23 protein-coding genes and 2 pseudogenes are annotated in these 26,054 nt (G+C 74.2%); 12 read left to right on the top strand and 13 right to left on the bottom strand.

Annotated elements, in window-relative coordinates:
• Positions 1–48: 48 nt before the first annotated feature.
• Positions 49–762 carry a TetR/AcrR family transcriptional regulator gene (locus tag AB0C21_RS40305; protein WP_500211494.1) on the top strand — a complete coding sequence of 238 codons (714 nt, stop codon included), beginning with the start codon at positions 49–51 and terminating at the stop codon, positions 760–762.
• A 55-nt stretch (positions 763–817) separates the two neighbouring features.
• Complete coding sequence (locus tag AB0C21_RS40310; protein WP_500211496.1) at positions 818–2,170, top strand: hypothetical protein; 1,353 nt, start codon at positions 818–820, stop codon at positions 2,168–2,170.
• Positions 2,171–2,506: 336 nt separating this feature from the next.
• On the opposite strand, the gene AB0C21_RS40315 is transcribed toward AB0C21_RS40310, so the two are convergent.
• The gene (locus tag AB0C21_RS40315) at positions 2,507–2,959 is read right to left on the bottom strand and encodes an acyl-CoA thioesterase (RefSeq protein ID WP_500211498.1); all 453 of its coding nucleotides are present in this window, start codon (positions 2,957–2,959) and stop codon (positions 2,507–2,509) included.
• A 130-nt stretch (positions 2,960–3,089) separates the two neighbouring features.
• Here AB0C21_RS40315 and AB0C21_RS40320 point away from each other — a divergent pair, with 130 nt between their 5' ends.
• The 3 genes and pseudogenes from AB0C21_RS40320 to AB0C21_RS40330 all read left to right on the top strand — a co-directional run bounded on the left by AB0C21_RS40320 (position 3,090) and on the right by AB0C21_RS40330 (position 5,207).
• On the top strand, positions 3,090–3,464 hold the full coding sequence (locus AB0C21_RS40320; protein WP_500211500.1) for a YybH family protein: 375 nt from the start codon (positions 3,090–3,092) through the stop codon (positions 3,462–3,464).
• A gap of 31 nt (positions 3,465–3,495) precedes the next feature.
• Positions 3,496–3,888, top strand: a pseudogene (locus AB0C21_RS40325) (ADP-ribosylglycohydrolase family protein); the annotation flags it as partial.
• 458 nt (positions 3,889–4,346) lie between these two features.
• Positions 4,347–5,207 (top strand): sigma-70 family RNA polymerase sigma factor, encoded by an 861-nt coding sequence (locus AB0C21_RS40330; RefSeq protein WP_500211502.1) that lies wholly within the window; start codon positions 4,347–4,349, stop codon positions 5,205–5,207.
• A 65-nt stretch (positions 5,208–5,272) separates the two neighbouring features.
• Here AB0C21_RS40330 and AB0C21_RS40335 read toward each other — a convergent pair whose 3' ends face one another.
• Both AB0C21_RS40335 and AB0C21_RS40340 read right to left on the bottom strand, forming a co-directional pair.
• Positions 5,273–5,812: a DUF1062 domain-containing protein gene (locus AB0C21_RS40335; RefSeq protein WP_500211504.1), complete on the bottom strand. Its 540-nt coding sequence runs from the start codon at positions 5,810–5,812 to the stop codon at positions 5,273–5,275.
• A 288-nt stretch (positions 5,813–6,100) separates the two neighbouring features.
• On the bottom strand, positions 6,101–6,838 hold the full coding sequence (locus AB0C21_RS40340; protein WP_500211506.1) for a VOC family protein: 738 nt from the start codon (positions 6,836–6,838) through the stop codon (positions 6,101–6,103).
• A 77-nt stretch (positions 6,839–6,915) separates the two neighbouring features.
• Here AB0C21_RS40340 and AB0C21_RS40345 point away from each other — a divergent pair, with 77 nt between their 5' ends.
• Both AB0C21_RS40345 and AB0C21_RS40350 read left to right on the top strand, forming a co-directional pair.
• Positions 6,916–7,734, top strand: coding sequence for a CPBP family intramembrane glutamic endopeptidase (locus AB0C21_RS40345; RefSeq protein ID WP_500211508.1), 819 nt, complete (start codon positions 6,916–6,918; stop codon positions 7,732–7,734).
• A 199-nt stretch (positions 7,735–7,933) separates the two neighbouring features.
• Positions 7,934–8,497, top strand: coding sequence for a TetR/AcrR family transcriptional regulator (locus tag AB0C21_RS40350; RefSeq protein ID WP_500211509.1), 564 nt, complete (start codon positions 7,934–7,936; stop codon positions 8,495–8,497).
• Here AB0C21_RS40350 and abc-f read toward each other — a convergent pair.
• Positions 8,498–10,108: pseudogene (abc-f, locus tag AB0C21_RS40355) on the bottom strand (ribosomal protection-like ABC-F family protein); the annotation flags it as partial.
• Between the two features lie 50 nt (positions 10,109–10,158).
• The gene (locus AB0C21_RS40360) at positions 10,159–10,980 is read right to left on the bottom strand and encodes an SDR family NAD(P)-dependent oxidoreductase (RefSeq protein ID WP_500211511.1); all 822 of its coding nucleotides are present in this window, start codon (positions 10,978–10,980) and stop codon (positions 10,159–10,161) included.
• A 120-nt stretch (positions 10,981–11,100) separates the two neighbouring features.
• Between AB0C21_RS40360 and AB0C21_RS40365 the strand changes: the two genes are divergently transcribed.
• From AB0C21_RS40365 to AB0C21_RS40380, 4 genes are all read left to right on the top strand, one after another.
• Entirely contained in the window at positions 11,101–11,694 is a 594-nt protein-coding gene (locus AB0C21_RS40365) for a TetR/AcrR family transcriptional regulator (protein WP_500211512.1), read from the top strand.
• Between the two features lie 34 nt (positions 11,695–11,728).
• Positions 11,729–14,953: a DUF4132 domain-containing protein gene (locus AB0C21_RS40370; RefSeq protein WP_500211514.1), complete on the top strand. Its 3,225-nt coding sequence runs from the start codon at positions 11,729–11,731 to the stop codon at positions 14,951–14,953.
• 102 nt (positions 14,954–15,055) lie between these two features.
• Entirely contained in the window at positions 15,056–16,321 is a 1,266-nt protein-coding gene (locus AB0C21_RS40375; RefSeq protein WP_500211516.1) for an AI-2E family transporter, read from the top strand.
• Between the two features lie 143 nt (positions 16,322–16,464).
• Positions 16,465–18,300: a glycoside hydrolase family 3 protein gene (locus AB0C21_RS40380; RefSeq protein ID WP_500211518.1), complete on the top strand. Its 1,836-nt coding sequence runs from the start codon at positions 16,465–16,467 to the stop codon at positions 18,298–18,300.
• A gap of 101 nt (positions 18,301–18,401) precedes the next feature.
• Here AB0C21_RS40380 and AB0C21_RS40385 read toward each other — a convergent pair whose 3' ends face one another.
• Together AB0C21_RS40385 and AB0C21_RS40390 are read right to left on the bottom strand one after the other, a co-directional pair.
• Complete coding sequence (locus AB0C21_RS40385; RefSeq protein WP_500211520.1) at positions 18,402–19,442, bottom strand: alpha/beta hydrolase; 1,041 nt, start codon at positions 19,440–19,442, stop codon at positions 18,402–18,404.
• 129 nt (positions 19,443–19,571) lie between these two features.
• A complete protein-coding gene (locus AB0C21_RS40390; protein ID WP_500211521.1) occupies positions 19,572–20,366 on the bottom strand; it encodes an alpha/beta fold hydrolase in 795 nt (264 codons plus the stop codon).
• 83 nt (positions 20,367–20,449) lie between these two features.
• On the opposite strand from AB0C21_RS40390, the gene AB0C21_RS40395 reads away from it, so the two are divergent.
• Positions 20,450–21,412 (top strand): helix-turn-helix transcriptional regulator, encoded by a 963-nt coding sequence (locus AB0C21_RS40395; RefSeq protein WP_500211523.1) that lies wholly within the window; start codon positions 20,450–20,452, stop codon positions 21,410–21,412.
• A gap of 36 nt (positions 21,413–21,448) precedes the next feature.
• Here AB0C21_RS40395 and AB0C21_RS40400 read toward each other — a convergent pair whose 3' ends face one another.
• The 6 genes from AB0C21_RS40400 to AB0C21_RS40425 all read right to left on the bottom strand — a co-directional run bounded on the left by AB0C21_RS40400 (position 21,449) and on the right by AB0C21_RS40425 (position 26,050).
• A complete protein-coding gene (locus AB0C21_RS40400) occupies positions 21,449–22,015 on the bottom strand; it encodes a GNAT family N-acetyltransferase (RefSeq protein WP_500211525.1) in 567 nt (188 codons plus the stop codon).
• Positions 22,016–22,090: 75 nt separating this feature from the next.
• Positions 22,091–23,092, bottom strand: a complete 1,002-nt coding sequence (locus AB0C21_RS40405; RefSeq protein ID WP_500211527.1) for a YihY/virulence factor BrkB family protein — start codon at positions 23,090–23,092, stop codon at positions 22,091–22,093.
• A gap of 20 nt (positions 23,093–23,112) precedes the next feature.
• Positions 23,113–23,535 (bottom strand): DUF3618 domain-containing protein, encoded by a 423-nt coding sequence (locus AB0C21_RS40410; RefSeq protein WP_500211529.1) that lies wholly within the window; start codon positions 23,533–23,535, stop codon positions 23,113–23,115.
• Positions 23,532–24,020 (bottom strand): phage holin family protein, encoded by a 489-nt coding sequence (locus AB0C21_RS40415; protein WP_500211557.1) that lies wholly within the window; start codon positions 24,018–24,020, stop codon positions 23,532–23,534. The genes AB0C21_RS40410 and AB0C21_RS40415 overlap by 4 nt, the downstream gene beginning before the upstream one ends.
• A 133-nt stretch (positions 24,021–24,153) precedes the next feature.
• Complete coding sequence (locus AB0C21_RS40420; protein ID WP_500211530.1) at positions 24,154–25,278, bottom strand: AAA family ATPase; 1,125 nt, start codon at positions 25,276–25,278, stop codon at positions 24,154–24,156.
• On the bottom strand, positions 25,265–26,050 hold the full coding sequence (locus AB0C21_RS40425) for an RNA ligase family protein (RefSeq protein ID WP_500211532.1): 786 nt from the start codon (positions 26,048–26,050) through the stop codon (positions 25,265–25,267). Before AB0C21_RS40425 ends, AB0C21_RS40420 begins: the two co-directional genes overlap by 14 nt.
• Positions 26,051–26,054 lie beyond the last annotated feature (4 nt).

A 26,054-nucleotide genomic window follows, 5' to 3' on the forward strand; every position in this document is an offset into this window, starting at 1 on the left:
CAGTCACTCCAAGATTTCAGTGACACCAGTGAAGGTATATTCCTGGGCATGGCTGAGGACCACGTCCCCGAGGTCGAACCGGAACTGGGGCTGCGGGAGCGCAAGAAGCGCGAGACGCGGCGCCGCATCGCCGACATCGCCACCGGCCTGTTCATGACCCGCGGCTTCGACAACGTCACCATCGCCGACGTCGCCCGCACCGCCGACGTGTCGGTCAACACCGTCTTCAACTACTTCCGGACCAAGGAAGACCTGTTCTTCGACCGGCAGGACGAGATCATCGAGGCCGCCGCGCGCGACTTCCGCGACCGCCGCCCCGGCGAGGGCGCCGTGGCGCTGTTCCGCCGCCGCTTCTTCGAGGGCCTGGACGCCCGCGCCTACCACACCGCCTTCCACGAAGGCTCGGAGGTCTGGACCCGCACCGTCCGCGACAGCCCCGCGCTCCTGGCCCGCCAGCGCGAGATCGGCCGCCGCGCCCAGGACCGCCTCGCCGACCTGATCGCCGAGGCCACCGGCGCCGACCCCGACGACATCGCCCCCCGCGCCGCCGCCGCCATGATCTTCGCCGTGCAGAACACGCTGGTCGAGCAGATCGCCGACCGCAAGGCCGCGGGGGAGACCCTGCAGGAGATGGCCGAGGACGTCTACGCCGCCGCGGCCCGCGCCTTCGACCTGCTCGAACACGGCCTCGGCCGCTACGCCGCCGCGCCCGGCCCCGCGACCGCCGACACCTCCGCAGCGGGCCCGCCCACCGGAAATTGAGTGTCGAGGCGCTCCCGATCATTCCTACACTCCATGGTTGCGGAGGCCGACAACCATGGACACCCCCACGCTCCTTGACCACCTGCACGACCACGACACCGCCCTGAGCCTGCCCCGGGGCGCCTCCCTGCGCTGGGACGACGCCGACCTGCACCGCGCCGCGCACACCGGCGACCCCGAGGGCTACGCCCTGCTCGGCGTCGCCCCCGGCGTGCGGCCCTGGCAGCGCGCCCGCGTGCTGCTGCAGGTCCTGGCCGCCTCCCAGGCCGGGCTCGACGACCGCACCCGCGCCGTGCAGGCCCGCGTCGCCCGCGTCCTGACCCTCGGGCTGCCGCCCGCCCACGTCATCACCGTCCTGCTCGCCCTGCGGCGGCTGCGCGCCAACCACAAGCACACCACCCGCACCGCGCTGCGGTTCGTCCTGGAGCACCCCGCCGCCGACGCCCTCATCGCCGCGCGCCGCCCCGCCCTGCGCGACTGCTTCGAGCACGCCCTCGGCGCCGCCACCGCCCGCGGCTGCGCCCGCCGCATCGCCGGCGGCGACACCGCCTCCGACTACCTCCAGCGGCGCCTGCTGCGCTTCCTCACCGACCCCGCCGCCGCGCCCGCCCGCGTCCAGGCCCTCTACCACCCCGCAGACGCCGCCTCCGGCCCGGCCGGCCCCGCCGCCGTCTCCGCGGCGCCGGGCGAACCGGTGCTGCCCGTCGACACCGTCCGCGAACGGCCCGCCACCATCACCGCGACCAACCGCGGCGACATCGCCGCCGCCCTCGTCCACCTGTACCGGGGCGGGCCCGCCGAGGACCTGCACGCCGCCCTCGCCCGCCACGTCGGCGCCGCCGCCGCGGCCTTCCCCCGCTTCAACGGCACCGTCGCCCTGGTCCTGGACGCCTCGGCGTCCATGCGCGGCTACGGCGACCGCGAATGGGCCGCCCTGTCCCAGGCCGCCGCGCTGCGGATGGTGCTGGCGGAGGTCTGCGCCCGGCTGGAGGTCATCGAGACCGGCGGCGACGAGCGCTCCCCGCGCGGCGCCACCGACCTGGCCACCGCCGTCCTGGACGCCCTCGGCACCGGCCCCGACCTGGTCGCCGTCGTCTCCGACGGCCACGAGAACGTCTTCCCCGGAGACCTGGCAAGGGTCGCCGCGAGCCTGCCGCACGCCGGCGTCACCACCCCCGTGGTGTTCTGCCACGCCATGTTCACCGGCAGCGACGACCTGACGCTGCGGCGCCCCGCCCCGTCCCTGCCCCAGCGCGGCTTCTGGCACCAGGACGACTTCGCCGAACTGCTGCCCTGGATGTTCGGGCACTGCGCCGCCGGCGCGCCCTGGCTGCGCGCCGCCCTGCACGACCGCCTCGACGCCCTCGACCGGCAGGCCGACACCCTCACCGCCCGCCTGGCCGCCTGAACAGGCCCGGCCGCCTGAACCCGCCCGTGCGCGGACGTGCCGGCGCCCCCGCCGGCCCCGTCGAACTCCGCGAGGAGGAGCGCCACCCGACCTGCGGCTGTCCACCGCCACCGGCCCCCATCTGGCCGGGCAGATCGTCACCGACGGCGACCGGACCGTCTACGCGTCCCTGTCCGCCCGCTGAACCAGCGCCCGCGGCCCGGGGCGACCCCGAAAAAAAGGGGGTTGCCCCGGGGGCGCGTCACCCACTTGAATCGGAGCCGCGGGAACTGTGCCGGGCACGTCGGGCCGAACCCCGATTCCAGATCCGGGAAACGCGCGATGCTCGAACCATCGTCAAGGCGATTGCGAACCCGACGCGGCGCCGGCCGCCTGTCCCGCCCCGTCCAGGTAAGGCTCCAGAACCGACCTCACCTGCGGCGGCATCTCCTTCTTGGCCTTGGACACCGGGTCGATGAACACGTGCCGCACCTCCCCGTCGGCGATGAGCCGCCCACCCACCCGGAACACCGGGCGGACCACCATGCTCGTCGTCCCCAGATGCGCCACCGGCATCGACACCTCCAGCAGCTCGTCGAACCGCGCGCCCTCCCGGAACCGGATCCGCGCCTCGGCCACCACCAGGTCGTAGCCCTGCTCCACCATCTGCGCGTAGTCGCCGAACAGCTCCCGCCACATCTCCGTCAACGCCACGTCGTAGAAGAAGAGGTAGTGGCCGTTGAACACCACCCCCTGCTGGTCGCACTCGCTGTACCGGACCCGCAGGCGATGCGCGAAGGTCTCCGTCATACCCGGCATTCTGCACCGCCGGCCGGCCCATAAGCATCGCTTCTGGACAGGAGAAGAACCCTCTCTTGGACTTCTGGAGCGCGGCGGACGAGCATGGGAGGCGCCGACCCGAACGAACTGGGAGAACGCCATGACGGAATACGAGAAGGCCATGCGGCCGGAGGACATCACCCGCCTGTTCGTCGAACGCTCCAACGCCGGCGACGCGGCCGGCGTCGCCGCCCTCTACGAGGAGGACGCGGTGCTGGCCTACCCGCCCGGCTCCCAGACCGTGGGGCGCGACGCGATCCGCGAGATGTGGGAGAAGGTCCTGGCTTCACGCCCCCGCTTCGAGCCCGAGGAACCGCTCCCCACCCTGGTCAGCGGCGACCTCGCCCTCACCTCCACACCGCCCAGGGACGGGGCGGGGGCGCGCGCGCAGGTCGTCCGCCGCCAGCCCGACGGCAGCTGGCTGCGCGTCCTGGACCAGCCGGAGTTCGTCCCGCCGCCCGGAGCCGGGGCCTAGGACCCCGGCCACAGGGTGGGAGCATGGCCCCGTGACTGCGAGCGATAGGCGATCACGGGTCGTCGGGACGGTGCTCGGCTCGGCGGTGGGGGATGCGCTCGGGGCACCGTTCGAGTTCGGCCCCGCGGGGGCGTTCTCCAAGAAGTACCCGCCCGGTCACGGCGACGAGATGCAGGCAGGCGGCGGCTGGGACCGGGGCGAGGCCACCGACGACACCCAGATGGCGGTGCTGGTGGCCCTGTCCCTTCTGGAACGCGGTGGGCTCGACCTGCCCGACATGTTCGCCAGGTTCCAGCGGTGGGCCGCAGCAGAGCCGAAGGACATCGGGCTCCAGACCGAGAACGTCCTGGCCGGCGGCCACCCCTGGGACCTGGCCGCGGCCCGCCATTGGCCGGCGAGGTCGACGGGCCTGAGTACCCGGTCGAACCCGGGAAGCGGGACGTGCAGTGCCCTGGTCCAGCCTCGCCCTTTCCCTCGCCGCGGCGGGAGCGGGAGGCGGCGAAGGATAGAAGCCCGACGGCCGCGCCTTCGTGTTGGCGACCACGGGCGACCAGCCCGTCGGCCGGGGCTAGGGGCCCGGCCAGATCGGTTAGGCGACATAGCCGCGGGCACCGCCGCCGTAGTGGGCGGCCTCGTCGCTGCGCGCCGTGTCCAACTCCGCCACGTCGGAACCAGGCCGCGGGCGGACGCGCGGCCCGCGTCAGCGGCGCCATCACCACCCGGTTGGGCAGCTCCAGGTCCCCGAGCGCCACCGGCCGCAGCAGCGGCCGCGCGCCCGGCTCGCTACCCTGGTCGTGTCGGATCATCTGTCTCCCGTCCCCCCGCCGTCGTCGTCTCCCGGATGCCACGGAGCAGACGGAACGCGGCACGGAAAGGTGACCGATGGACGACCGACTCGCCGAACGCTTCGAGGCGCACCGCGCGGTACTGCGCGCGGTCGCCTACCGGATGCTGGGCTCACCGGGCGAGACCGACGACGCCGTCCAGGAGGCGTGGCTGCGGCTCCAGCGCACCGACCCCGCCGGCATCGACGACCTGGAGGCGTGGCTGCGCACCGTCGTGGCCCGCATCTGCCTCGACATGCTCCGCACCCGCGCCTCCCGGCGCGAGGAGCCCTACGGATGGCGCTCGCCCGTCCAGCCGCACGACGGCGACCCCGAGACCGAGGCCGTCCTCATCGAGTCGGTCGGGCGCGCGATGCTCGTCGTTCTGGACACCCTGGGCCCCGCCGAACGCGTCGCCTTCGTCCTGCACGACGTGTTCGCCGTCCCCTTCGACCAGATCGCCCCCATCGTCGAGCGCACCCCGGCCGCCGCCAAGAAGCTCGCCAGCCGCGCCCGCCGCCGCGTCCGCGGCACCACCGCCGCGCCGGCACGCGAACTCGCCGAGCAGCGCCGCGTCGTCGAGGCCTTCCTCGCCGCGGCCCGCAGCGGCGACCTGGACGCCCTCCTCGGCGTCCTCGCGCCCGACGTCGTCCGCCGCGCCGACCACGCCGCCCTCACCCCCGGCCGCCCCGCCGTCCTGCGCGGCGCCGACTCGGTCGCCCGCGAGATGCAGCGGTTCGGCCGCCGAGCCCGGTACGCCGGGCCCGCCCTGATCGATGGGACGGTCGGCGCCGTGGTCGCCCCGCACGGCCGCCTCCTGCTCGCCCTGGCCGTCACCGTCCGCGGCGGCCGCGTCGCCTCCTACGAGATGATCGCCGACCCGGCCCGCCTCAAGGCGCTCGACCTCGCCGTCCCCTGACCGGGGGATCGACACGGGCTCGGGGCGAGGCCGGGCGGGCCGGATGGCGCGCCCGGCCCGCCCGGCTAGTCCCCGGGCATCACCGTGAAGGCGAACCCGGCACTGGTCGGACGCCGCAGCGAGATGTCGCACTTGATGCGGCGCAGCACCTCGTTCCTGCTGAGGCCGAGCCCTCGCGCGATGAGCCGGTCCGGGCGCACCGGCACCGGATCGTCGAAGGCGACCTCCACCCGGACCGGCCACGCCTCGTCGAGGCGCTCCGGCGGGGTGTGCAGCCGCCAGGCGCCCGTCCAGTCCAGGCTGAACCGGTTGCGCCGGGCGAGCAGCGGATCCAGCAGCCGGGAGGCCACCAGCCGCGGATCGTTGACGCGGTAGCCGTGGAGATCGACCGGATCGAAGGAGCCGACCGGGGTCCGCTCGTGCACGGTGAGCTTGGCGGTCCGATCGCACGAGACGCAGCGGACCAGCAGCCACACGTCCAGCAGCTTGCCGTTGGCGTTGACGCGGAACCTGCCCTCGCCGGTGGTGGCCGACTCCGAGCGGCAGTCGGCGCACCGCAGCGACAGCAGGGGCAGCCTGGTCCGGCGGACGACCCAGGGCAGCACGATATGAGGTTGTGAAGACATGAGCTCTCAAGACCTGACACGAGGCCGATTGCGCGCGGCCTCGAACGCTGAACGACCGGGCGCGCGGAGGGCAGCCCGGCGGAACCGACGAGTCGTCGGCTACAGGTGAGCGGAAGAAGGTGTCAGGTCTAAAGAGCAGGCGGGGTCACGCTGGTCTGTCCTTTGTCCTCACTGCGATGGGCCGAGGGCAACCTACGGGAACGCGGAAGGAAGGCTCAAGCGGTTTTCCGGCCGCGCACGCGCCGGCGACGGGCGGCAGGCTCCGCGTCAGCCCCGGCCGAGCACGCAGAACTCGTTGCCCTCCGGGTCGGCCATAACCGTCCACGGCACCTCGCCCTGGCCGAGGTCGATGTCGGTGGCGCCGAGCTTCCGCAGCCGGGCCACCTCCGCCTCCTTCGCCTCGACGGGGTGGGGCAGCAGGTCGAGGTGCACGCGGTTCCACCAGGCCCGCGCGTCCGAAGCGCGCCAGAACTCCAGATACGGGCCCACGCCCTCCGCGGAACGCAGCAGCGCGCGGTCGTCGGTCAAATCGTGCACGGTCCAGTCCATCGCCTCGCCCCAGAACCCGACCATGGCCCGCGGATTCGCGCAGTCGACCACCACCGCGGCGATCGGCCCGGTGTCCCGGTAGACCTCCCGAGGCTCCAGGACGCAGAACACGTTGCCCTCCGGGTCGGCCATGACCGTCCACGGCACCTCGCCCTGGCCTATGTCCACGGGCTTCGCGCCGAGTTCCTTCAGGCGCGCGGCCAACTCCGCCTGGTGCTCCGCGGACGTGGTGGCCAGGTCCAGGTGCACGCCGTACTTCACCGTCTCGGGATCCGGTACCCGGACGACGTCGACGCAGACGGCGCTGGGGTCCGGCCAGTCGAAGCCCACGGGCTCGACGTTGGTCACACCGGGACCCTCGCTGGACACGCCCCAGCCGAGCGCCTCCGCCCAGAACCGGCCGAGGGCCGAGTCGTCCCGGGCCTTGAAGTTCACCTGAACAAGCCGCAGCGTCATGCCGCCCAACTCTAGGGCCGGACGGGATGCGGGGCGGGGCCGTGCCGCTTCCGCCGCACTTCAGGACAATCCAGAGCATGGCCGTTCGTCCCGCCCCGCCGACCGCGAGGTCGCCGCTGGCGTTCCTGGTGCTGCTGTTCGCCCTCTCGCTCCCATTCTGGGCGGCGGGAGCGCTGATCGAGCGCCCGGACGCGCTGCCCATGGGCATGCCCGTGAGCGCGTTCCAGTTCGTCCTGCCCCTCGTGGTGGCCGTGGTGCTCACCGCGCGGGAGGAGGGGCGCCGCGGAGTCGGAGCGCTGCTGAAGAGGGCCCTGTCCCTCCGGGGTTCCGGAGGGAGGCCGTCGTGGCCGGCGGCCTGGCTGCTGGTCCCCGCGATCGCGCTGCTGGTCTACGTGCTGATGCCGCTCACCGGGACGCCGCTCGACGGGTCGCACTCGCCGCCGGCGGCCGTCCCGGCGCTGTTCGCCGTCTACCTCGTCACCGCGCTCGGCGAGGAGGCGGGGTGGACCGGCTACCTTCTGGCCCCGCTGCGCGAGCGATGGGGGCCGCTCGGAGCCGGGGCGCTCATCGGAGTGGTCTGGGCGGTCTGGCACGTCGTCGGCTGGGCCCAGGGCGACCGCTCCGCGCTGTGGATCGCGGGCCAGTCCCTCAGCACGGTCGCGCTGCGGGTCCTCATCGTCTGGATCTTCGAGAGATCCGGCGGGGTCATGCTCACGGCGCTGGTCGTCCACGCCCTGGTGAACGTCACCGAGTCGATGATCCCCGGGTACACCGAGTACGCCGCCCCCGCGCTCCTCAACGGCGGGATCCAGGCGGCCGCGGCCGTCATCGTCGCCCTGCGATGGCGCCCGGGCCGGCAGGAGACGGCGGGAACCCTGCGGGACGCCCCGAGCTGAGGCCGCCGGCGGCCGTGTCCTCGGGTGGACGGCCGCGCAGGATGGCCGTGCATGGAGATCAGCTCGGTGATCTCGGTGCGGTCGTCGGCGGTGAACGCCATCGCTCCTCCTCGGGGCGGGACAATAAACGGGGAAGTCCCCGTTTAGTGCTCCGCTACCCTAGCCGAGCAGGTCCCCGTCGGACGACCAGGGAGCCGGAATGACCGCCGCCTCGGGACGGGGGCGCCGCGCCGACGCCGAGCGCAACGCCCGGCTGCTCGTCGCCGCCGCCAGGGAGCTGTTCGAGGAGCGGGGGCCCGGTGCGCCCCTCGACGAGATCGCCCGGCGCGCGGGCGTCGGCAACGCGACCCTCTACCGGCACTTCCCGACCCGCGACGACCTGCTCGTCGCGGTCTACGCCGACGAGGTCGCCGCCCTGTGCGACCAGGGCGCCGCCTTGGAGTCCGAGGCCGACGCGGGGGAGGCGCTCCACGCCTGGCTGGAGGCCTTCGCCGTCCAGGTCGCGACCGGACGGGCCCCGGCCTTCGCCGGGGCGGGCGGCGGCGACGCACGGCGCACCGCGCTGTTCGCGCGCTGGCACGCCGCCCTGACCTCAGCCGCGGAGACGCTCCTGACGCGAGCACAGCAGGAGGGCGCCGTCCGGGGGGACCTCACCGTGGCCGAGGTGCTGACGCTGGCCCACGCCGTCGCCACCTCCTGCACCGACCCCGCCCAGGTCCGCCGCCTGCTCGCGATCGTCCGGCACGGCCTGACCGACCGGTGAGGCCGGGCGCCCTGCGGCCAGTTCGAGGCGGGCGCCGGTGAACGCGGCGCGCAGGCGCCGGTCGTGCGTGACCACCACCAGCGCGCCCTGGTAGGAGGCCAGAGCCTCCTCCAGCTGCTCCGTGAGCATGGGCGACAGGTGGTTGGTCGGCTCGTCGAGCAGAAGCAGGTCCCGGGGCTCGCTCACCAGCCGCGCCAGCTCGACCCGGCGCCGCTGCCCAGGGGACAGCTCCCTGAGGCGGAGGCCCAGGTCAGACGGCCGGAACAGGCCCAGGGCGAGCAGGGCGTCCGCGTGCTCGTCGGGAGTGCCCGGACGTCCGTGCGAATAGGCCTGGAGCACGGTCCGGTGACCCGCGCCGACCGGCCCGTCCTGCCGGAGGTACCCGACCCGTCCGGTCCGGCGCACCTCGCCTGCGTCCGGGTGGAGTTCTCCGGCGATGAGCCGCATCAGGGTGGTCTTGCCCGCTCCGTTCGGGCCGGTGACGAGAAGCCGCTCACCGGCGCGGACGGTCAGGGACTCCAGGCGGAGCCGTCCGTGCACCACCACGCCGCCGATCGTGAGCACCTCGTCCCCGGCGGCGCCCGGGGCCGCGGGGACGGCGGTGAAGCGCAGCGGCTCGGGCGGTGGCGCCGCGGGGTGATCGGCGAGCCACCGCAGCCGCTGCCGGGACTGCCGGATGCGCCCGGCCGCCCCGTGGGTGCGCGAGCGCGCCCGCCAGGCGCCGGTGCCCATGCCTGCCTTGGCCGTCTTGCGCGGGATCTCGGCGAGCCGGCCCGCGTTCGCGGCCACCAGCGCGGCATGCCGGTCCAGCTCCGTCCTCCATTCCTCGTGGGCCCGCGCCTGCGCGGCGCGTTCGGCGGCCTTGGCGGCGAGGAAGCCCGGGTACCCGTCGCCGTAGCGGCGCACCTGCCCGCCGTCCACCTCCACGACGGCGGTGGTCACCCGCTCCAGGAACATGCGGTCGTGCGTGATCGCCACGACCGTGCCGCGGTGGGCGCGCAGCCGCCGTTCGAGCCAGGCCGTGGCCTGGTCGTCCAGGTCGTTGGTCGGCTCGTCGAGCAGCAGCAGCTCGGGGGAGGACGCCAGCGTGGCGGCGAGGGCGAGCCTGGAGCGCTCGCCGCCGGACAGCGCGCCCAGCGGGCGGCTCCGGTCGAGTCCGGGCAGCCCGAGCCCGTGCAGCGCGAGTTCCACGCGGACGTCGGCCTCGTAGCCGCCCCGCGCCTCGAACTCCGCCACCAGCTCCGCGTAGGCGTCCAGGTCCGCACGGCCGGGCGCGCCGAGCGAGCGTTCGGCGGCGCGCATCCGGGCTTCGAGGTCGCGCAGGTCGGCCAGTGCCAGGTCGACGGCGTCGGCGACGGTGGCCTCCGGCGGAAGCGCGAGCGACTGCGGCAGGTAGCCGATCCCGCCGGGCGCGACGGTCACGACCTCGCCGTTGTCCGGACGCTCGACGCCCGCCATGAGCTTGAGCAGCGTGGACTTGCCGGACCCGTTGTCGCCGATCACGCCGAGCCGCTCGCCGGGCTTGACGGTGAGCGAGACCCGGTCCAGGACGGCGCGGGTCCCGTAGCGCTTGGAGATCTGGTCGAGTGCGAGTTGGGCAGGGGCGCGCAGAGCGCCACCTCCTTATCGTCGGTGCGGACTCGGTCGGGTGGGGATGGGGGTCAGCCCGGGGCCTTGCGGCTGAGGTGCTCCCAGGCCCGGTACTCCTCGGTGCGCGCCCGGTCCATCTCCTGGACCATGTCGTAGGAGGCGGCGCCGACGATCAGCCGCAGTGGCGGGTCGTCCAGGCCGGCCAGCTCCATGACCACCGGGGCCGCGGTGCTCGGGTCGGGGCCGGCGTCCTCGCCCCACATCTCGGCCAGCCGGGCGCGCAGCGTCTCGTACTCCGGGCGCGGCCGGGTCTGCGTGATGCCCCGCGTGAACAGGTCCGTGTCGTACCCGCCCGGCTGCACGATCGTCACCTTGATCCCGAACGGCGCCACCTCCATCGCCAGCGCCTGGCTCAGCGAGTCGAGCGCGCTCTTGCTCGCGGCGTAGAACCCGGCGGACGCGACCCCGCCCCCGGTCCCCATCGTGGTGACCTGCAGGATGCGGCCGGAGCCCTGCGCCCGCAGATGCGGCACCACGGCCTGGGCCACCCAGACCGCGCCGAAGAAGTTGACGTCGAACTGGGCGCGGATCTCCTCCTCGGTCGCCTCCTCCACCATGCCGAGCAGCATCGTGCCGGCGTTGTTGACCACGACGTCGAGCCGCCCGAACGCGGCCGCCGCCCGGTCCACCGCCGCGTGCACGGCCGCGCGGTCGCGGACGTCCAGCGCCAGCCGGACGAGGTGGTCGGGGTGGGCGGCGGCAAGGTCGTCCAGCGGGCCGAGGTCGCGCGCGGCCGCCACGACCCGGTCTCCGGCGGCGAGCGCCGCCTCGGCGTAGGCCCTGCCCAGGCCCCTGGAAGCGCCGGTGATGAACCAGACGCGGGCGGTCGCCATGCACTCTCCTCCACTCATTCAAGACGAGACGGTTCGTCTCGGCAGGCTTGAGTATGGAAGGCGGCCGGTCCGTCGTCAAGACGAGACGTATCGTCTCGTTAAGTGGTAGGCTTCCCGGCCGTGTCCGGCAACAGAACCCCGAACCCGGCGCGGCGCAGCGAGCGGTCCCGGCGGGCCGTGCTCACCGCCGCGCGCGAGCTGGTCTCCGAGATCGGGTACCCCAAGATGACGATCGAGGCCATCGCCGCGCGGGCGGGCGTCGGCAAGCAGACCATCTACCGCTGGTGGCCGTCCAAGGGCGCGGTGGTCTTCGACGCGTTCCTGGCGCTCAGCGAGGGGGAGGAGGGCGTCCGGCTGCCCGACACCGGCGACCTCGAGGCCGACCTCAGGACGGTCATGCGGGCGACCGTCGCCGAGTTCGCCGACCCGGCGTTCGAGGCGCCGCTCAGGGCGCTCAACACCGAGATCGTCGACGACCCCGACCTGGCCGCCCTGTACCGCGAGAAGCTGGCCGGCCCGCTCGACCGGGCGAAGAAGGAGCGGCTGCGCGGCGCCCAGCGGGCGGGGCAGCTGCGCGCGGACGCCGACCTCGACCTGGTGCTCGAGGTGCTGTACGCCCCGCTCTTCCAGCGCTGGCTGCACCGTTCGGGGCCGCTCACCCCCGAGTACGCCGACGCGCTCGTGGACGTCACCCTCCGCGCGTTCGCCCCCTGAGCGCTGTCAGAGCCGGGGCCTACGGTGAGGCGCCATGGACGAGGAGACCGACGAGGAGACCTTGGTCGTTCCGGCGGCGTGGCGGCGCCGGCTGCATCCGCGGCGGGGCGGCACGCCCGGGGCCGCGCTCAAGCTCGATCCGGCGGCGGGCGACGCGCTCGCCGAGAAGGTCCGGGCGCGGTCGGCCGGTGTCGAGTACGCGCTCGGCCACCCCCGCAGCGACCCCGGCCTCGTCGCGGCGGCCCGCCGCCACCTCGGCGGGGAGGACGACCCGCTCGGCGCGGCGGTCGTCGGACAGCTCGTCATACGCCAGGAGGACCAGCGGGACGACCCGCACGCCCGGCTCGTCGACGCCTGGTGCGCCGACCGCGGCCCCGCGTTCGCCGCCGCCGCGGTCGCGTGCATCGGCAAGGCCGAGCCCACGTGGCGGTGGACCGACCAGGGCGACCGGACCGAGTCGTGGGTCCGGCTGCGGGACCCGGACGAGAAGCACGGCCACTGGTGGGTGGCGCGGTCCGCGCTGACCCGGATGCGGGCCGTCCTCGCCGCGGCCGACGACGCCGAGTACGAACGGGCCGTCGCGCGCCTGGAGGAGTACCGCGGCACCGTCCTGCTCCGCCTCGTCGCCGCCTACCTCGCGCCGACGCGCCAGGACTGGGTCGAGGAGTCGCTGGACGAGTTCGGCGGGCCGCAGGAGCACTTGTACTCCTGGATGCTGTGGTGCTCCGTCACCGCCCCCGCGCAGCTGCCCCGCCTGGGCGTCCTGGGATGGCAGGCGGCGAGAGCCGACCTGGTGACCACCGCCGTGGACGGCGTCGGCGCCCCGCTCGCGCCGCTGCTGGCCCACGCCTACGACACCGCCGGCAACGCCAAGGCCCGCAAGAACACCGCCGAGGCGCTGGCGGTCCTGCCGACCGACGAGGCGTTCCAGGCCCTGGTGGACCGCGCCGACCGCGAGCGCGTCAGGCCCGCGCTGACCGCGGCGATGAAGCGGTTCCCCGCGCGGGCCGCGCGGCTGCTCGCGGACGCGGCGGCCGGCACCGGCAAGGCCGCCGCGGTCGCCGCCGAACTGCTCGAGGAGCATCTGCTCACCCGCCCCGAACTGGGCGGGGGGAAGGCGGGCCGGGCCCGCGTGCCCGACGCCCCGGCGCGGGAGGTGCCCGCGTCGCTGGCGAACCCGCCCTGGAGGCGCCGCCGCCGGGAACGCCGAGCCGTGGTGATCGCCGGGCTGGCGCCCCCGGACACCGACGCCGTCCGCTGGGCGCCCGGCGAACGCGAGGCCTGGTACCCCGACCCGTCCGCCCGATGGTGGGACGGGGACGGCTGGCTCGCCAAGGTCCAGGACCACAAGGCCGGGCGGCTGTCCCCCTGGGAGAGGCTGCAGCTGTTCACGCAGGGCCCCGAGGACCTGGTCCGGCCGCTGTTCGTCGAGTGGGCAGCCGGAGACGTCCCCCTCACCTGGGCCCAGAAGGAACTGGCGGCCCGCTTCGAGCTCGATGCCGCGGCGCCGCTGGCCAGGGCCGCGTCGAAGGCGCCGGCCTCCGACGGCGAGGTGCTGCTGCCCTTCCTCACCCCGCGCGTCGCCGCGCTCATGGCCGACTGGTCGCTGCGGCTGAAGTCGGCGCGGCCCATCGCGCACGCGTGGTTCGCCCGCCACGGCATCGCCGCCGCCCTGCTGCTCGTCCCGGCGGCTCTCGGCCCGGCCGGGCGGGAGCGCCTCGCCGCCGAGGCCGCGCTGCTGCACATCGCCGGGCGCGAGGGCGCGGAGGCGGTCGTCGAGGCCGCCCGCGTCCACGGCGACGCCGCCGCGGCCGCGATCGCCGACCTGATGGCCACCGACCCGCTCGACCTGGTCCCGGTCCGCGCCCCGGCGATCGGCGACTGGGCCGACCCGGCGCTGCTGCCGCAGATCCTCACGACCGGACGCGACCGGGCCCTGCCGCCCGCCGCGACGCGCGACCTGCTGCTGACGCTCGCGCTGGAGCGCCCCGGCGGCGCCCGCCCCGACCTCTCCGACGTCAGGCGGGCCTGCGACCCCGAGTCGCTCGCCGCGTTCTCCTGGGCGGTGTTCGAACGGTGGGAGGCGGCCGGGCACCCGGCCAGGGACGGCTGGGCCCTCACCCAGCTCGGCCTGCTCGGCGGCGACGAGGCCGCCCGCCGCCTCACCCCGCTGATCCGGGCATGGCCCGGTCAGAGCCGCCACAAGAACGCCGCCGCGGGCCTGGACGTCCTCGCCGAGATCGGCACCGACGTAGCGCTCATGCACCTGCACGGCATCTCCCAGAAACTGCGGTTCAAGACCCTCAAGGAGCTGGCCCTCCGCAAGATCGACGAGATCGCCGACGGGCTCGGGCTCACCCAGGACGAACTCGCCGACCGCCTCGTGCCCGACCTCGGCCTCGACGCCGCCGGTACCCTCGTCCTGGACTACGGGCCCCGCCGCTTCACCGTCGGGTTCGACGAGCGGCTCGCCCCCTACGTCCGGGACGAGGCCGGCAAGCCGCGCAAGGCGCTGCCAAAACCGGGCGCCAAGGACGACCCCGACCTGGCCCCCGCCGCCCACAAGCGGTTCGCGGCGCTGCGCAAGGACGCCCGCGCCGTGGCCGCCGGCCAGGTCCGCAGGCTGGAGACCGCGATGGTCCGGCGGCGCTCCTGGCCCCTGACCGACTTCCAGCGGCTCCTCGCCGGCCACCCCCTGCTGCGCCACATCGTGCAGCGGCTGGTGTGGGTCACCGGCGACGGCACGACCTTCCGGGTCGCCGAGGACGGCACCCTCGCCGACCTCGCCGACGACGCCCTCGTCCTGGACGGCGCGGTCCGGGTCCGGGTCGCGCACCGCCTCGACCTCACCGAGGAGGACCTGGCCGCCTGGGCCCGGGTGTTCGCCGACTACGAGATCGCCCAGCCGTTCCCGCAGCTGGACCGGCCCGTCCACGCCCTCACCGACGAGGAGCGCCGGACCGGCGTCCTCGCCCGCTTCGAGGGCGCGCAGGTCCCGCTCGGGCGGCTGCTGCGCCTGGAACGCGACGGCTGGGAGCACGACGCGCCCGCCGACGCCGGCATCGTCTCCGGCATGTCGCGCCGGCTCCCCGGCGGCGCCACCGCCGGGCTCGGCTTCGAGCCGGGCGTCGCGATCGGCGACCGCGACCCCGCCGAGATCGTCACGATCGGCGGCGTCCACGTGACCGGCGAACTCGACGCGGTCCACGCCAGCGAACTGCTCGCCGAACTGACCGCCGCGACCGAGGACCGACCGTGAGGCGGCGCCGGCCGCGGCGGGGGCTGAAATCCCGGCAAAACTTGCCCCTGCCGCGGTGCGGGACGCCCGGAATGCCGGTCCGGACGCCGTTAACGTGCGGGAATGCCGCAGCCGCCCGGCCCGGCCCCCGGCGACAAGCCCGGCGACACGCCCGCCGGCGAACCCGCCGAGGGTCCTGCCGACGAACCCGCCGGCGAACGCGAACGCGCCGAGGGGCCCGCCGACGTCCCTCCCGAGGCCCCCGCCGCCGAGCGGGCCCCCGAGCGTGCGCAGCGGATGCCCCCGTGGCTGCCCAAGGCGTTCGCGCTCGCGGGCGCGAGCGTGCTGGCGTTCCTGGCGGGGCTCTGGCTGCTGGAGCGGCTGCGCGACCTGCTGCTGCTCCTGCTGATCTCGCTGTTCCTGGCCTTCGCGATCGAGCCGGCGGTGAACTGGCTGGCCGCGCGCGGATGGCGGCGCGGCGCGGCCACCGCGGCGATGTTCGTGGTCGTGGGGCTGCTCCTGGCCGCGTTCCTCGGCGGCATCGGTTCCCTGCTCGCCGCCCAGGCCACCAACCTGATCGGCGGGTTCCCCGGCTACGTCCGCCAGTTCGTCGGATGGGTGAACTCCACGTTCGGGACGCACCTGTCCCAGCGGACGATCTTCCAGCGGCTCCCCACCATCACCGACACCCTGTCACGGCACCTGTCGAGCCTCGCTGCGAACGTGTGGGGCTTCGGCACCACCGCCTTCGGTGTCGTCTTCAACGCCCTCGGCGTCCTGCTGTTCACCTTCTACCTGTCGGCCGAGGGCCCCCGGTTCCGCCGTACGGTCTGCTCCCTGCTGCCGCCGCGACGCCAGCGCGAGGTCCTGCGCGCCTGGGAGATCGCCGTCGACAAGACCGGCGGCTACATCTACTCGCGAGGACTGCTCGCCCTCATCTCCGGCATCGCCCACTTCGCCGCCATGGCCCTGCTCGGCGTCCCGTACGCGGCCGCCCTGGCACTGTGGGTGGGGGTGGTGTCGCAGTTCATCCCGGCCGTCGGCACCTACCTCGCCGGCGCCGTGCCCGTGCTCATCGCGCTGACCAAGTCGCCGAGCACGGCGCTGTGGATCCTGCTGTTCATCGTCGCCTACCAGCAGTTCGAGAACTACCTGCTGCAGCCGCGCATCACCGCGCGGACCCTGGACATGCACCCCGCGGTCGCGTTCGGGCTGATCCTGGCCGGCGCCGCCGTCGCCGGGCCCATCGGGGTGCTGCTGGCGATTCCGCTCGGCGCCAGCCTCCAGGCGTTCGCCGGCGCCTACGTGCGCCGCTACGAGGTGGAGGAGCACCCGCTGACCAAGCCCGACGCGCCCCCGAGCCGCTGGTGGCGGTGGCTGCGCCGCTGACGCCGCCGCGCGGGGCTTTACCGGATCGGGGACGGTTCCGGGCCGGATCGTCGACCATTGCCGTGGACGGGCGCCGACCGCCGCGGTTAACGTGCCGGAAGAACCTTGATCATCAGGCAGCTCGGGGGAGGGAGGGGGCCGTCATGCACCGTCCTCGAACGCGCCGCCGCCGGTGGCTCGCCGGCCTCGCGGCGGGAGCGCTCGCGGTGACCGGCCTCAGCGGCGTGGACGCGTCCGCGCAGGCCGCACCGGACGCCGGCAGGGACCCCCGGCTGATGCGGATCCTGCGGTCGATGTCGCTGCAGGACAAGGCCGCGCAGCTGTTCGTCCTGCAGATCTACGGCAAGAGCGCGACCACCGCCGAGCCGGCCGACGTCGCCGCCAACCGCAGGCTGTACGGGGTCGACAACGCCGCGCAGGTCGTCGCCCGCTACCACCCCGGCGGCTTCATCTACTACGGCGACAACGTCGCCGACCCGAAGCAGCTCGCCGCGTTCTCCAACGGCATCCAGCGCGCCGCCGCGGCGCAGCCGCTGCGCGTCCCCGCCACGATCGCCATCGACCAGGAGGGCGGCATCGTCGCCCGCGTCCAGCCGCCCGCGACGCAGTCGCCGGGCAGCATGGCCCTGGCCGCCGGGCGCCGCACCGGCGACGCCCGCGCGCTCGCCCGCATCACCGGGACCGAGCTGCGCGCCATCGGCGTCAACCAGGACTACGCGCCCGACGCCGACGTCAACGTCAACCCGGCCAACCCCGTCATCGGCGTCCGGTCCTTCGGGTCCGACCCCCGGCTGGTGTCGGACATGGTGACCGCGCAGATCGGCGGGTACCGGGACGGGGGAGTGACCCCGACCGCCAAGCACTTCCCCGGGCACGGCGACACCACCACCGACAGCCACACCGGTGTCCCGCGCATCGACCACACCCGCGCCGAATGGGAGCGGCTCGACCTGCCCCCCTTCCGCGCCGCGATCAGGCACGGCGTCGACTCCATCATGACCGCGCACATCGTCGTGCCGTCGCTGGACCCGTCCGGCGACCCCGCGACCCTGTCGCGGCCCATCCTCACCGGCATCCTGCGCGACCGGCTCCACTACCGGGGCGTCGTCGTCACCGACGCCCTCGACATGCAGGGCGTCCGCGACAAGTACGGCGACGAGAACATCCCCGTCCTCGCCCTCAAGGCCGGCGTGGACGTCCTGCTGAAGCCGCCCGCGGACGCCCAGGGCAACGGCGTGTTCCCCCGCCAGCTCGCGGCCGTCGTCAACGCCGTGAAGTCCGGCGAGCTGACCGAGAAGCGCATCGACGAGTCCGTCTACCGGATCCTGGAGCTCAAGCAGCGGCGCGGCCTGTTCCGCGACCCCTACGCCGACGAGTCGAAGATCGACCAGGTCGTCGGGACGCCCGCGCACCTGGCCGCCGCCCAGCGCGCCGCCGACCGCACCACCACCCTGGTCAAGAACGGCGCCGGGATCCTGCCGCTGCGCCCAGGCGCGCGCAGGGTCCTGGTCACCGGATGGGGCGTGTCCACCACCGCGACCCTGGGAACCGAGATCGCCCGGCGCGGCGCCGTCACCACGATCAAGCAGACCGGCATCAGCCCCGGCCAGGCCCAGATCGACGAGGCGGTGGCCGCCGCACGGGACCAGGACCTCGTCGTCGCCGTCACCAACCGCGCCTGGGACATCAAGGAAGAGCCCAACCACAACGGGCCCGGGCAGATGAACCTCGTCAAGGCGCTCGTCGCCACCGGCAAGCCCGTCGTCGTCATCGCCGTCCGCGACCCCTACGACATCGCCTGGTTCCCCGAGGCGACCACCTACGTGGCCACCTACTCCTACACCGCCGAGGCGCTGCGGTCGGCCGCCAAGGTCCTGTTCGGAGAGCTGGACCCGCGCGGGCGGCTGCCCGTCGCGATCCCCGCCCGCGACCAGCCGGGCACCGTCCTGTACCCGTTCGGGCACGGCCTGGGCTACTGACCCCCGGGACCGGGCCGCACACGCGGCGGCCCGGTCCCGGCACGGCAGCCGCCGCCGCACCGGAACCGGGCCGGGTTCCGCTCAGGGACCTGCCCCGCGCGTCACACCCTCCGCGCGCCGATCGACTTCATCAGCGTCGGCCACACCCCGCTCGCCTCGCGCACCCACGCCGGCCAGTTGTGCCGGCCGTCGCCGTAGATGTGGGCGGTGTAGGGGATCTTCAGCTCGTCCAGCCGCCGCTGGAAGTCCTTGTTGTTCGCGCCGACCGCGATCTCACTGAGCAGGCCGATGTCCCACGGCGCCACGTCGGGGTCGCCGGGGCCGGGCCGCCCGGTCGTGCCGGCGGAGAAGAACAGGCCGGTGCCGCGCAGCTTGGGGGCCAGCGAGTACGGGTCGTGCGCGGCCCAGTTGGCGTCGTCGGACCACGGGACGCCCCAGATCGCGAACGGGTCCTGCCCGTTGCCCGCGTTGGTGAACATCAGCAGCGCCGGAATCCCGATCGAGCGCATCGACAGGATCCCGCTCAGCGACGCCGCGTACTTGAACATCCCCGGGTGCCGGGCGGCGTAGGACATCGCGCCCGCGCCGCCGGAGGAGTTGCCGATCGCCGCGCGCACCGCCCCCGCGTGGTAGTTGCGCTCCATCAGCTGGCGGACCTCGGCGGTGTGGAAGGTCTCCCACTTGGGAGTCCCGCCCTTGCCGTAGTTGTACCAGTCGGTGTAGGAGCCGTTGTCGCCCTCCGGCATGACGACGATGACGTTGTACTTGGCCGCCCACGCCTCGATGTCGGTGTTGCGCGTCCAGGAGGTGTAGTCGTCCTGGCCGCCGTGGTAGGCGTACAGCACCGGCCACGTCGCGGTCGCGTTCCGCGTCCAGTTCTTCGGCAGCAGGATGCGGGTCTTGACCGTCTTGCCCAGGGCCGGCGAGGCGATGGCGATGTCGACCTCGTACGAGGCGATCTTCTTCTCCGCGGTGATGCGGGCCCCGTCGTCCGCCCTGGCCGGTCCCGCGAGCGCCTGCGCCGGGCCGGTGCCGACCGCGCCGAGGCCGGCCGCCAGGACGGCCGTGATCGCCCCGGACGCCAGCGAGCGCCGCCAGGTCACCCGGTGCGGTCGGCGGCGGACGGTCGGTGTCGTGTGCAAGGCTCACCTCGCCGATAGGCCCGACCCCCGTGGCCGCGCGACTTCCGCAGAGTGTCCTCGCCTCCGCCGAAATGATCTACATGGCCGGGTTACAAGATTTCTTCGAGTGGCTGTGGAGAAGTGAGTCCTTCAGGTGCCGCCGGAGGCGGTCCCGGCCAGCAGCGCGGCGAGATCGCGGGGCCTGGAGAACATCGGCCAGTGCCCGGTCGGCAGCTCGTGGTAGGTCCAGCCGGGCCCGGTCATCATCGAGAAGACCGGGTGCCCGCCCTCGCCCATCTCCCTCACCGCGGCCAGCGGAATCGTGGTCGCGATGAGCGTGCGGGGAACGGCCGGCAGCGGGTCGGGGCGGGTGAGCGCCTGCGTCGCGGTGCCGAACGGCTGCGGCGTGCCGCGCTCGCGCATGGCGGCCAGCGCCTCGCCGCTCAGGCCTGCGAGGTTGACCGGGTCGTCCTGCGGGTCGAACGCCGGCACCGGGATCCGCCAGCCGTCGCCGTGCTCGGCGACCGCCTTCTCCAGCTCCGCGCGCGAGGCGGGGTCGCGGAAGTCGATGCCGGCCAGCCCGGACGGCATCGGGCCGCTGTCGACGTAGACGACCCGGGCGATCCGCTCGGGCACCCGGTCGGCGGCGCCGGTGACGGCCATGTTCGCGCCGCTGTGCGCGACGAGCACGACCCCCGTCAGGTCGCGGTCCTCGACGAGACGCAGCAGGTCGGCGATCTGGGCCTCGACGTCGGCGCCGGGCGGGGTCTCGGCGGCCCGCTCGGCCTGCCCGGCCGGCGTCACCGCGTGCACCTCGTGACCCGCGGCCCGCAGGTCGGCCGCCACCTCGTCCCACGCCCACGCGCCGAGCCAGTACCCGGGGACCAGTACGAACGTCGCCTTGCCGGTCCCTGTCATGCCGGTCGCCGTCTTGCCTTCTGCCATGGTGGGCCGTCCTCTCTCGGTGGGTGTGACCCCACGCTAGGGTCGATACAGGACAGAACCCGCCCGGATTAAGCGAGTGACCCATGTCACAACCTGCGTCGTCCCATCCGACGACCCGCGTACTGGCCATGCTCGAACTGCTCCAGGCCAACCCCCGCATGGGCGGCCCGGAACTGGCGCGGCGGCTCGGCGTGGACGAGCGGACCGTCCGCCGCTACGCCTCCCGGCTGGAGGACCTGGGCGTCCCCGTCGTCGCCGAGCGCGGCCGGTACGGCGGCTACCGGCTCATGCCCGGCTACAAGCTGCCGCCGCTCATGCTCACCGACGACGAGGCCGCCGCCGTGGTGCTGGGGCTGCTGGCCGGCCGGCGGGTGGGGCTGCCCGGGCAGGCGACCGAGAGCGCACTGGCCAAGGTGCAGCGCGTCCTGCCCGCCGCCCTGCGCGACCGCGTCCAGGCGCTGCGCGAGACGCTCGGGTTCACCCTCGCCGCCCGGGACTCCGCCGCGCCCGACACCGGCGCCGTGCTGACCCTCGCGGCGGCGGCGAGGGAGCGTCGCCGCGTCCGCCTGCGCTACCGGTCCTGGCAGGGCGCCGAGACCGAGCGCGACCTGGACCCCTACGGCCTGGTCTTCCACTCGGGACGCTGGTACGTCACGGGCCACGACCACCGCAGCGGGGAGATCCGCACGTTCCGCGTCGACCGCGTCGCCGCCGCCGAGCCCGGCACCGCCCGCTTCGAGCCGCCCGGCGACGTCGACCCGGTCCAGCACGTCACCCGGTCGCTGGCCCGGGTGCCCTACGCCCACGAGGTCGAGGTGCTGCTGGAGACGACCCTCGCCGAGGCGCGGCGCCGGATCCCCGCCACGACGGCGACGCTGGCCGAGGCCGCGGGGGGAGTGGTGATGACCACGCGCGCCGAGCGGCTGGACGGGATGGCGCAGATGCTGGCCGGCCTGGGCTTCCCGTTCGCCATCCGGCGGCCCGAGGAGCTGCGCGGCCACGTCCGCGACCTGGCGCGCAGCCTGGAGGAGCAGGCGGGGCGGTGACCGGGACTCCCGGTCGCCGCCCCGGTCACGCCCGGGTCAGGACCCGGAGCGGGCGTCCCACTCCTGGCGGAGCATCGCGTAGATGACCTCGTCGCTCCACTCGCCCTTGACCATCTCGTTCTGCAGCAGGTGCGCCTCGCGGCGCATCCCGAGGCGCTCCAGGACCCGGGCGGACGCGGCGTTGCGCCCGTCCAGCCGCCCGCAGACGCGGTGCAGGTCCAGCCCCTCGAAGCCCAGCCGCAGCACCACCTCGGCGGCCTCGGTGGCGAAGCCCTTGCCGTGGTAGGCCGGGTTGAAGATGTAGCCGATCTCGCCCTGCCGGTGCTCCCGGCTGCGCCACTGGAGGTTGACCTCGCCGATCAGCTCGCCGGTCTCGCGCCATTCCACCGCCAGGACCAGCCAGTCGCCCTCCTTCTCCACGACGGAGGCGCTCATCTTCTGCTTCAGGAAGGACCGCGACTCCTCAAGGGAGCGGGGTTCCCAGTACAGGAAGCGCGCCACCTCGGGCAGGGACTGGTAGGCGTACAGACCCTCCAGGTCGGTCTCGCGGAACGGCCGCAGGGTCAGCCGCTCGGTCTCAATGGGGTAGGCGGGTTGGAGCATGCGAAGATCCTATTCAGGGGGTCAGGTCTTCTGCGACCCGTAATTCCCCGGTAGCGGGGCCGGCCTGCGCCCCCGCTACCTCCGCCGGGCCTCAGGGGTCGACGCCCCACCGCCCTGGTCGTCCGCGACGCCCGTCTCGCGGCGCTCCTCGTCGTCGAAGGCGCGGGTGTCGCGGAACTCCACGTACGGCTCCTCCTCGGGATGCTGACCGGCGGCGATCGCGCGGCTGCGTTCGAGCTCGGCGTCCAGCTCGGCGCCCAGCAGGATCGCCAGATTGGTGATCCACAGCCACACCAGGAAGACGATGATCCCGGCGAGGCTGCCGTAGGTCTTGTTGTAGGAGGCGAAGTTCGCCACGTACAGCGCGAACAGCCCGGACGCCGCCAGCCACAGCACGATCGCCAGCCCGCCCCCCGGCGTGACCCAGCGGAAGCCCCGCTTGGCGTTGGGGGACGCCCAGTACAGCAGCGAGATCAGGAAGCCGACCACCACCACGAGCACCGGCCACTTCACGATGCCCCAGACGGTCACCGCCTGCGAGCCGAGCCCGAGCATGTCCCCGGCCTTGCGCGCCAGCGGGCCGGACACCACCACCGCGATCACCGACGCCGACAGCAGGACCAGCGTCACCAGCGTGACCGCGATCCGGAGCGGCACGGTCTTCCAGAACGGGCGGCCCTCGGGGATGTCGTAGACGGCGTTGGAGGCGCGCATGAACGCCCCGACGTAGCCCGACGACGACCACACCGCGGCCACGAGGCCCAGCACGGCCGCGACGCCCGCGCCTCCGGCGTTGCCCTCGAGCTGCCGGATCGAGCTGACGAGCAGGTCCCGGACCGGACCGGGAGCGAGGCTCCCGACGTTCTGGACGAGGGACTCGGTCGTCGACTGCCCCGCCAGGCCCACCAGCGACACCACCACCAGGATCGCCGGGAAGATCGACAGGATGGAGTAGTAGGTGAGCGCGGCGGCCCAGTCCCCGAGGTTGTCGTTCTTGAACTCCTTGAGGGTGCGCTTGAGCGTCTCCCACCACGACCGCGGGGGCAGATCGGTGGGAGTGTCGGGTCGCTTGCGCATGACTCCCTTCTTTCCTGCCATCAACGCCGACCGCGGCGGCGCACCGTGACGGCGCGCCTCTGCCCGGCGCGCGTCCGCACCCGCACCGGGGCCCTCATCCGCATCGGGGCCTTGCGGCCGCGTCCCAGCCGCGCCTGCGACGACCCGCGGCGGCGGCGCATCAACACCGCGCCGAGCGCGAGCGCCCCGGCCGACACCACGACCACGCCGCCCTGGCGCGCCCTGGCCTTGCCCTTGTCCGAGTTCGCGGCCTGCCACGCCGACGCCGCGGTGTCGCGGGCCCGGTCGCGCGCCTGCTCGACCTTCTCCCGCGCCATGGCCTTCACGTCGGCCTTGGCGGCGAGCTGCTCCACCGTCTCCCCGAGCTCGTGCCGCGCCCGGTCGACCTCCTGACGCAGTTCCTCGGTGCCTACCGCGGCGCCGTGCTTGCCCTGCATCGTCATCGGTGCGTCGCCCTCTCCTTCAGTTCGGCCACGGCCTGCTTGGCCTCGTTCATGGCCTGCTCGGGCTTGGCCGGTGTGGCCCGCCTCGCCTGCGCCCGTCCCAGCAGCGCCAGGACGCCCGCCACCACCAGCAGGAACCCGCCGATGATCAGCGCGGCCGCCCACACCGGCAGCGCCAGCGCGATCGCGGCCACCGCCGCCGCCAGCAGCACGGCCACGCCGTAGAGCGCGACCAGTGCGGCGCCGCCGAACAGCCCGGCGCCGGTGCCGGCGTGCCGGCCCTTGTCCTTCAGCTCGGCCACGGCCAGGCGCAGCTCGGCCCGCATCAGATCCGAGACCTGCTGTGCGGCCTGCCGGACCAGCTCGCCCGTTCCCGCCTCGTGGCGCTCGGCGCGGAACTCCGGGGCGCGTCCCATGTCCTGCCGGTGCGCGCCCATCGTCCCGGCCTGGCCGTCGCCGTCGTGTTGCTGCCGCACGATGCTCATGCCTCCAGGCCCCCTCCACGTGTTCGAACCCTGGAAATGGGCGTTCCCTGTGCGCATGGGCTAAACGTGGCCGCGTCCCGACACGCGGTGAGCGGGCGGGGTCCGGGCCTGGCCGGCGGGCCCGGTCAGCGGCTCACGCCGTGGTGAGCCAGTCGACGCGGTGCGCCTCGGTCGGATCGGGGGTCTCCCACCGGCGCACGAGCCGGTCGATGACCGCGTCCGGGACGGGGGAGGTGCGGGCCCGGTTGCGGTCCCGCAGCACCCGCGGCGGCGCCTCCAGAGCGACGACCTCGACCCGCCCCCGGTAGCCGGCGATGAGGCCGGTGCACAGCTCGCGCTGCTGCCGGGAAACGTTGGTGGCGTTCCACACGAACGACCGCCCGGCGCGCAGGTGCTCGCGGGCCAGCTCGTGCGCGGCGGCCGCCACGGCGCGCTGGTCGCCGGCCGGGTCGACGCCCATCTCGGCGCGGAGCCGGTCGAGGCTGACGACGGGCACGTCCGGGCGGTGGGCGGCGATCCAGTGGTCCTTGCCGGCGCCCGGCAGCCCGGACAGGACGGTCACGGTGCAGCGCGTGTCGTCGTAGGCGGCGTAGGCGGGATCGCGGTCGGGCTTGCGGAAGTACCAGAACCGCGCGTGGTCGGAGGGGAACGCGCGCGGTCCGTCCAGGCACCCCTGCTCGGCGCAGTACTCCCCGTACAGGGCGACGTTGTCCAGCAGCTCCTCGGTGTCGGGGCAGATCCGGCCGAGGATGTCGGCGCAGGCCAGCAGCACCAGGTCGTCGTTGCGGGCCAGCAGGCTGACGCGGAACGCGATCTGCCGCAGGTCGGGGCGCTCCAGCGCCCAGAACGGGACCTGGTGGTGGCGGATCAGCGCCGCGACGTGCTCGCGCCAGGCGACCGGCGCGCCCAGCTCCCACAGGATGCGCCGCACCATCAGGTCGCCGCGGCGGGAGTGGCCGCGCGCGGTGATGCGCCCGTCGTCGTCGAGGGCGGTGCAGTGCGGCTTGGCGATGTCGTGCATCAGCACGGCGGTGAACAGCCGGACCCGCTCCTGCGGCGGGCGCGCGCGCCACTGCGGCAGCGATGCCAGCGCCTCGCACGCCATCCGGGTGTGGGTCTCGACGTCGCCTTCGCCGTGGTAGACGGCGTCCTGCGGGACGTCCGCCATGTCCCGCACCCAGGAGAAGGCCACCCGGATCCGGTCCCACGGGACGGTCCAGTGCGGCGGCGCCGGGCAGAGCTCCTCAAACACCTGCATACAGCACCTCCGGGTCGGCCAGGCCGTTGGCGACGATGGGGCGGTCCTGCCAGTGGGTGCCGGAGTCGAGGATCGCGTTCAGGAAGCTCGGCCGGACCCACTTGTAGCGGTCGACGGTCCTCCCGTCCTCCTCCACCTTGATGTACAGGCCTTCCATCTCCTCGGAGGCGTCGGTCTCCGCGGCGACGCGGTCGGGGTCGGCGCCGCCGGCCTCGGCCGCCGCGCGCAGCGCGTCCCGCCACCGCGGGGTGCGGCAGGTGGAGGGGCCGGTGAGGCTCGTCAGCGCGGCCAGATCCGGCAGCGGGCCCCCGTGCAGGACGGGCACCGACACCACCGGCGTCCCGGCGAGCAGCTCGCGGCGCGCCTCGGTCGACAGGAACGTCCCGTCCTCCTGGTCGAGGACGTCGAACTCGCAGAAGTAGTGGGGGAGCGCGTCGTAGAAGACGGTGTGCTTGGCGTACAGCCACTCGCCGTACATGACGTAGCGGTTCCGCAAACGCTCGCGCAGGACGTGCTGCACCGACGCCGCCCACGCCTTCAGCGGCCCGAACTGGCGCTCGCGCGGCCCGCCGGTCAGGTAGTGGCCGCGGCTCTGCAACCGCAGCTCGCCGGCGGAGGTGAAGCTGATGCCGGCGTTGGCGCCGTCGAGCTTCTCCTCCACCACCAGGTACCGCCCGGCGATCGACTCGAACGGCACGGCGGCCAGATCGTGGTCGCCCGGTTGGAGCCGGGATCCCGCGATGTGCCGGGTCCGGGGGTACTTGCGAAGCATGCCG

The sequence above is a fragment of the Spirillospora sp. NPDC049024 genome, from assembly GCF_040649235.1.
In the GTDB taxonomy this organism is placed as follows: domain Bacteria; phylum Actinomycetota; class Actinomycetes; order Streptosporangiales; family Streptosporangiaceae; genus Spirillospora.

Bases quoted from the DNA above. Each gene is read 5' to 3' on its own strand.
- AB0C21_RS40345 (WP_500211508.1), top strand. From the start codon at position 6,916: ATGGCCGTTCGTCCCGCCCCGCCGACCGCGAGGTCGCCGCTGGCGTTC.
- AB0C21_RS40390 (WP_500211521.1), bottom strand. From the start codon at position 20,366: ATGGCAGAAGGCAAGACGGCGACCGGCATGACAGGGACCGGCAAGGCG.
- AB0C21_RS40410 (WP_500211529.1), bottom strand. From the start codon at position 23,535: ATGACGATGCAGGGCAAGCACGGCGCCGCGGTAGGCACCGAGGAACTG.
- AB0C21_RS40415 (WP_500211557.1), bottom strand. From the start codon at position 24,020: ATGAGCATCGTGCGGCAGCAACACGACGGCGACGGCCAGGCCGGGACG.
- AB0C21_RS40380 (WP_500211518.1), top strand. From the start codon at position 16,465: ATGCACCGTCCTCGAACGCGCCGCCGCCGGTGGCTCGCCGGCCTCGCG.
- AB0C21_RS40395 (WP_500211523.1), top strand. From the start codon at position 20,450: ATGTCACAACCTGCGTCGTCCCATCCGACGACCCGCGTACTGGCCATG.
- AB0C21_RS40350 (WP_500211509.1), top strand. From the start codon at position 7,934: ATGACCGCCGCCTCGGGACGGGGGCGCCGCGCCGACGCCGAGCGCAAC.
- AB0C21_RS40405 (WP_500211527.1), bottom strand. From the start codon at position 23,092: ATGCGCAAGCGACCCGACACTCCCACCGATCTGCCCCCGCGGTCGTGG.
- AB0C21_RS40375 (WP_500211516.1), top strand. From the start codon at position 15,056: ATGCCGCAGCCGCCCGGCCCGGCCCCCGGCGACAAGCCCGGCGACACG.
- AB0C21_RS40310 (WP_500211496.1), top strand. From the start codon at position 818: ATGGACACCCCCACGCTCCTTGACCACCTGCACGACCACGACACCGCC.
- AB0C21_RS40320 (WP_500211500.1), top strand. From the start codon at position 3,090: ATGACGGAATACGAGAAGGCCATGCGGCCGGAGGACATCACCCGCCTG.
- AB0C21_RS40315 (WP_500211498.1), bottom strand. From the start codon at position 2,959: ATGACGGAGACCTTCGCGCATCGCCTGCGGGTCCGGTACAGCGAGTGC.
- AB0C21_RS40420 (WP_500211530.1), bottom strand. From the start codon at position 25,278: ATGCAGGTGTTTGAGGAGCTCTGCCCGGCGCCGCCGCACTGGACCGTC.
- AB0C21_RS40340 (WP_500211506.1), bottom strand. From the start codon at position 6,838: ATGACGCTGCGGCTTGTTCAGGTGAACTTCAAGGCCCGGGACGACTCG.
- AB0C21_RS40425 (WP_500211532.1), bottom strand. From the start codon at position 26,050: ATGCTTCGCAAGTACCCCCGGACCCGGCACATCGCGGGATCCCGGCTC.
- AB0C21_RS40400 (WP_500211525.1), bottom strand. From the start codon at position 22,015: ATGCTCCAACCCGCCTACCCCATTGAGACCGAGCGGCTGACCCTGCGG.
- AB0C21_RS40305 (WP_500211494.1), top strand. From the start codon at position 49: ATGGCTGAGGACCACGTCCCCGAGGTCGAACCGGAACTGGGGCTGCGG.
- AB0C21_RS40360 (WP_500211511.1), bottom strand. From the start codon at position 10,980: ATGGCGACCGCCCGCGTCTGGTTCATCACCGGCGCTTCCAGGGGCCTG.
- AB0C21_RS40330 (WP_500211502.1), top strand. From the start codon at position 4,347: ATGGACGACCGACTCGCCGAACGCTTCGAGGCGCACCGCGCGGTACTG.
- AB0C21_RS40370 (WP_500211514.1), top strand. From the start codon at position 11,729: ATGGACGAGGAGACCGACGAGGAGACCTTGGTCGTTCCGGCGGCGTGG.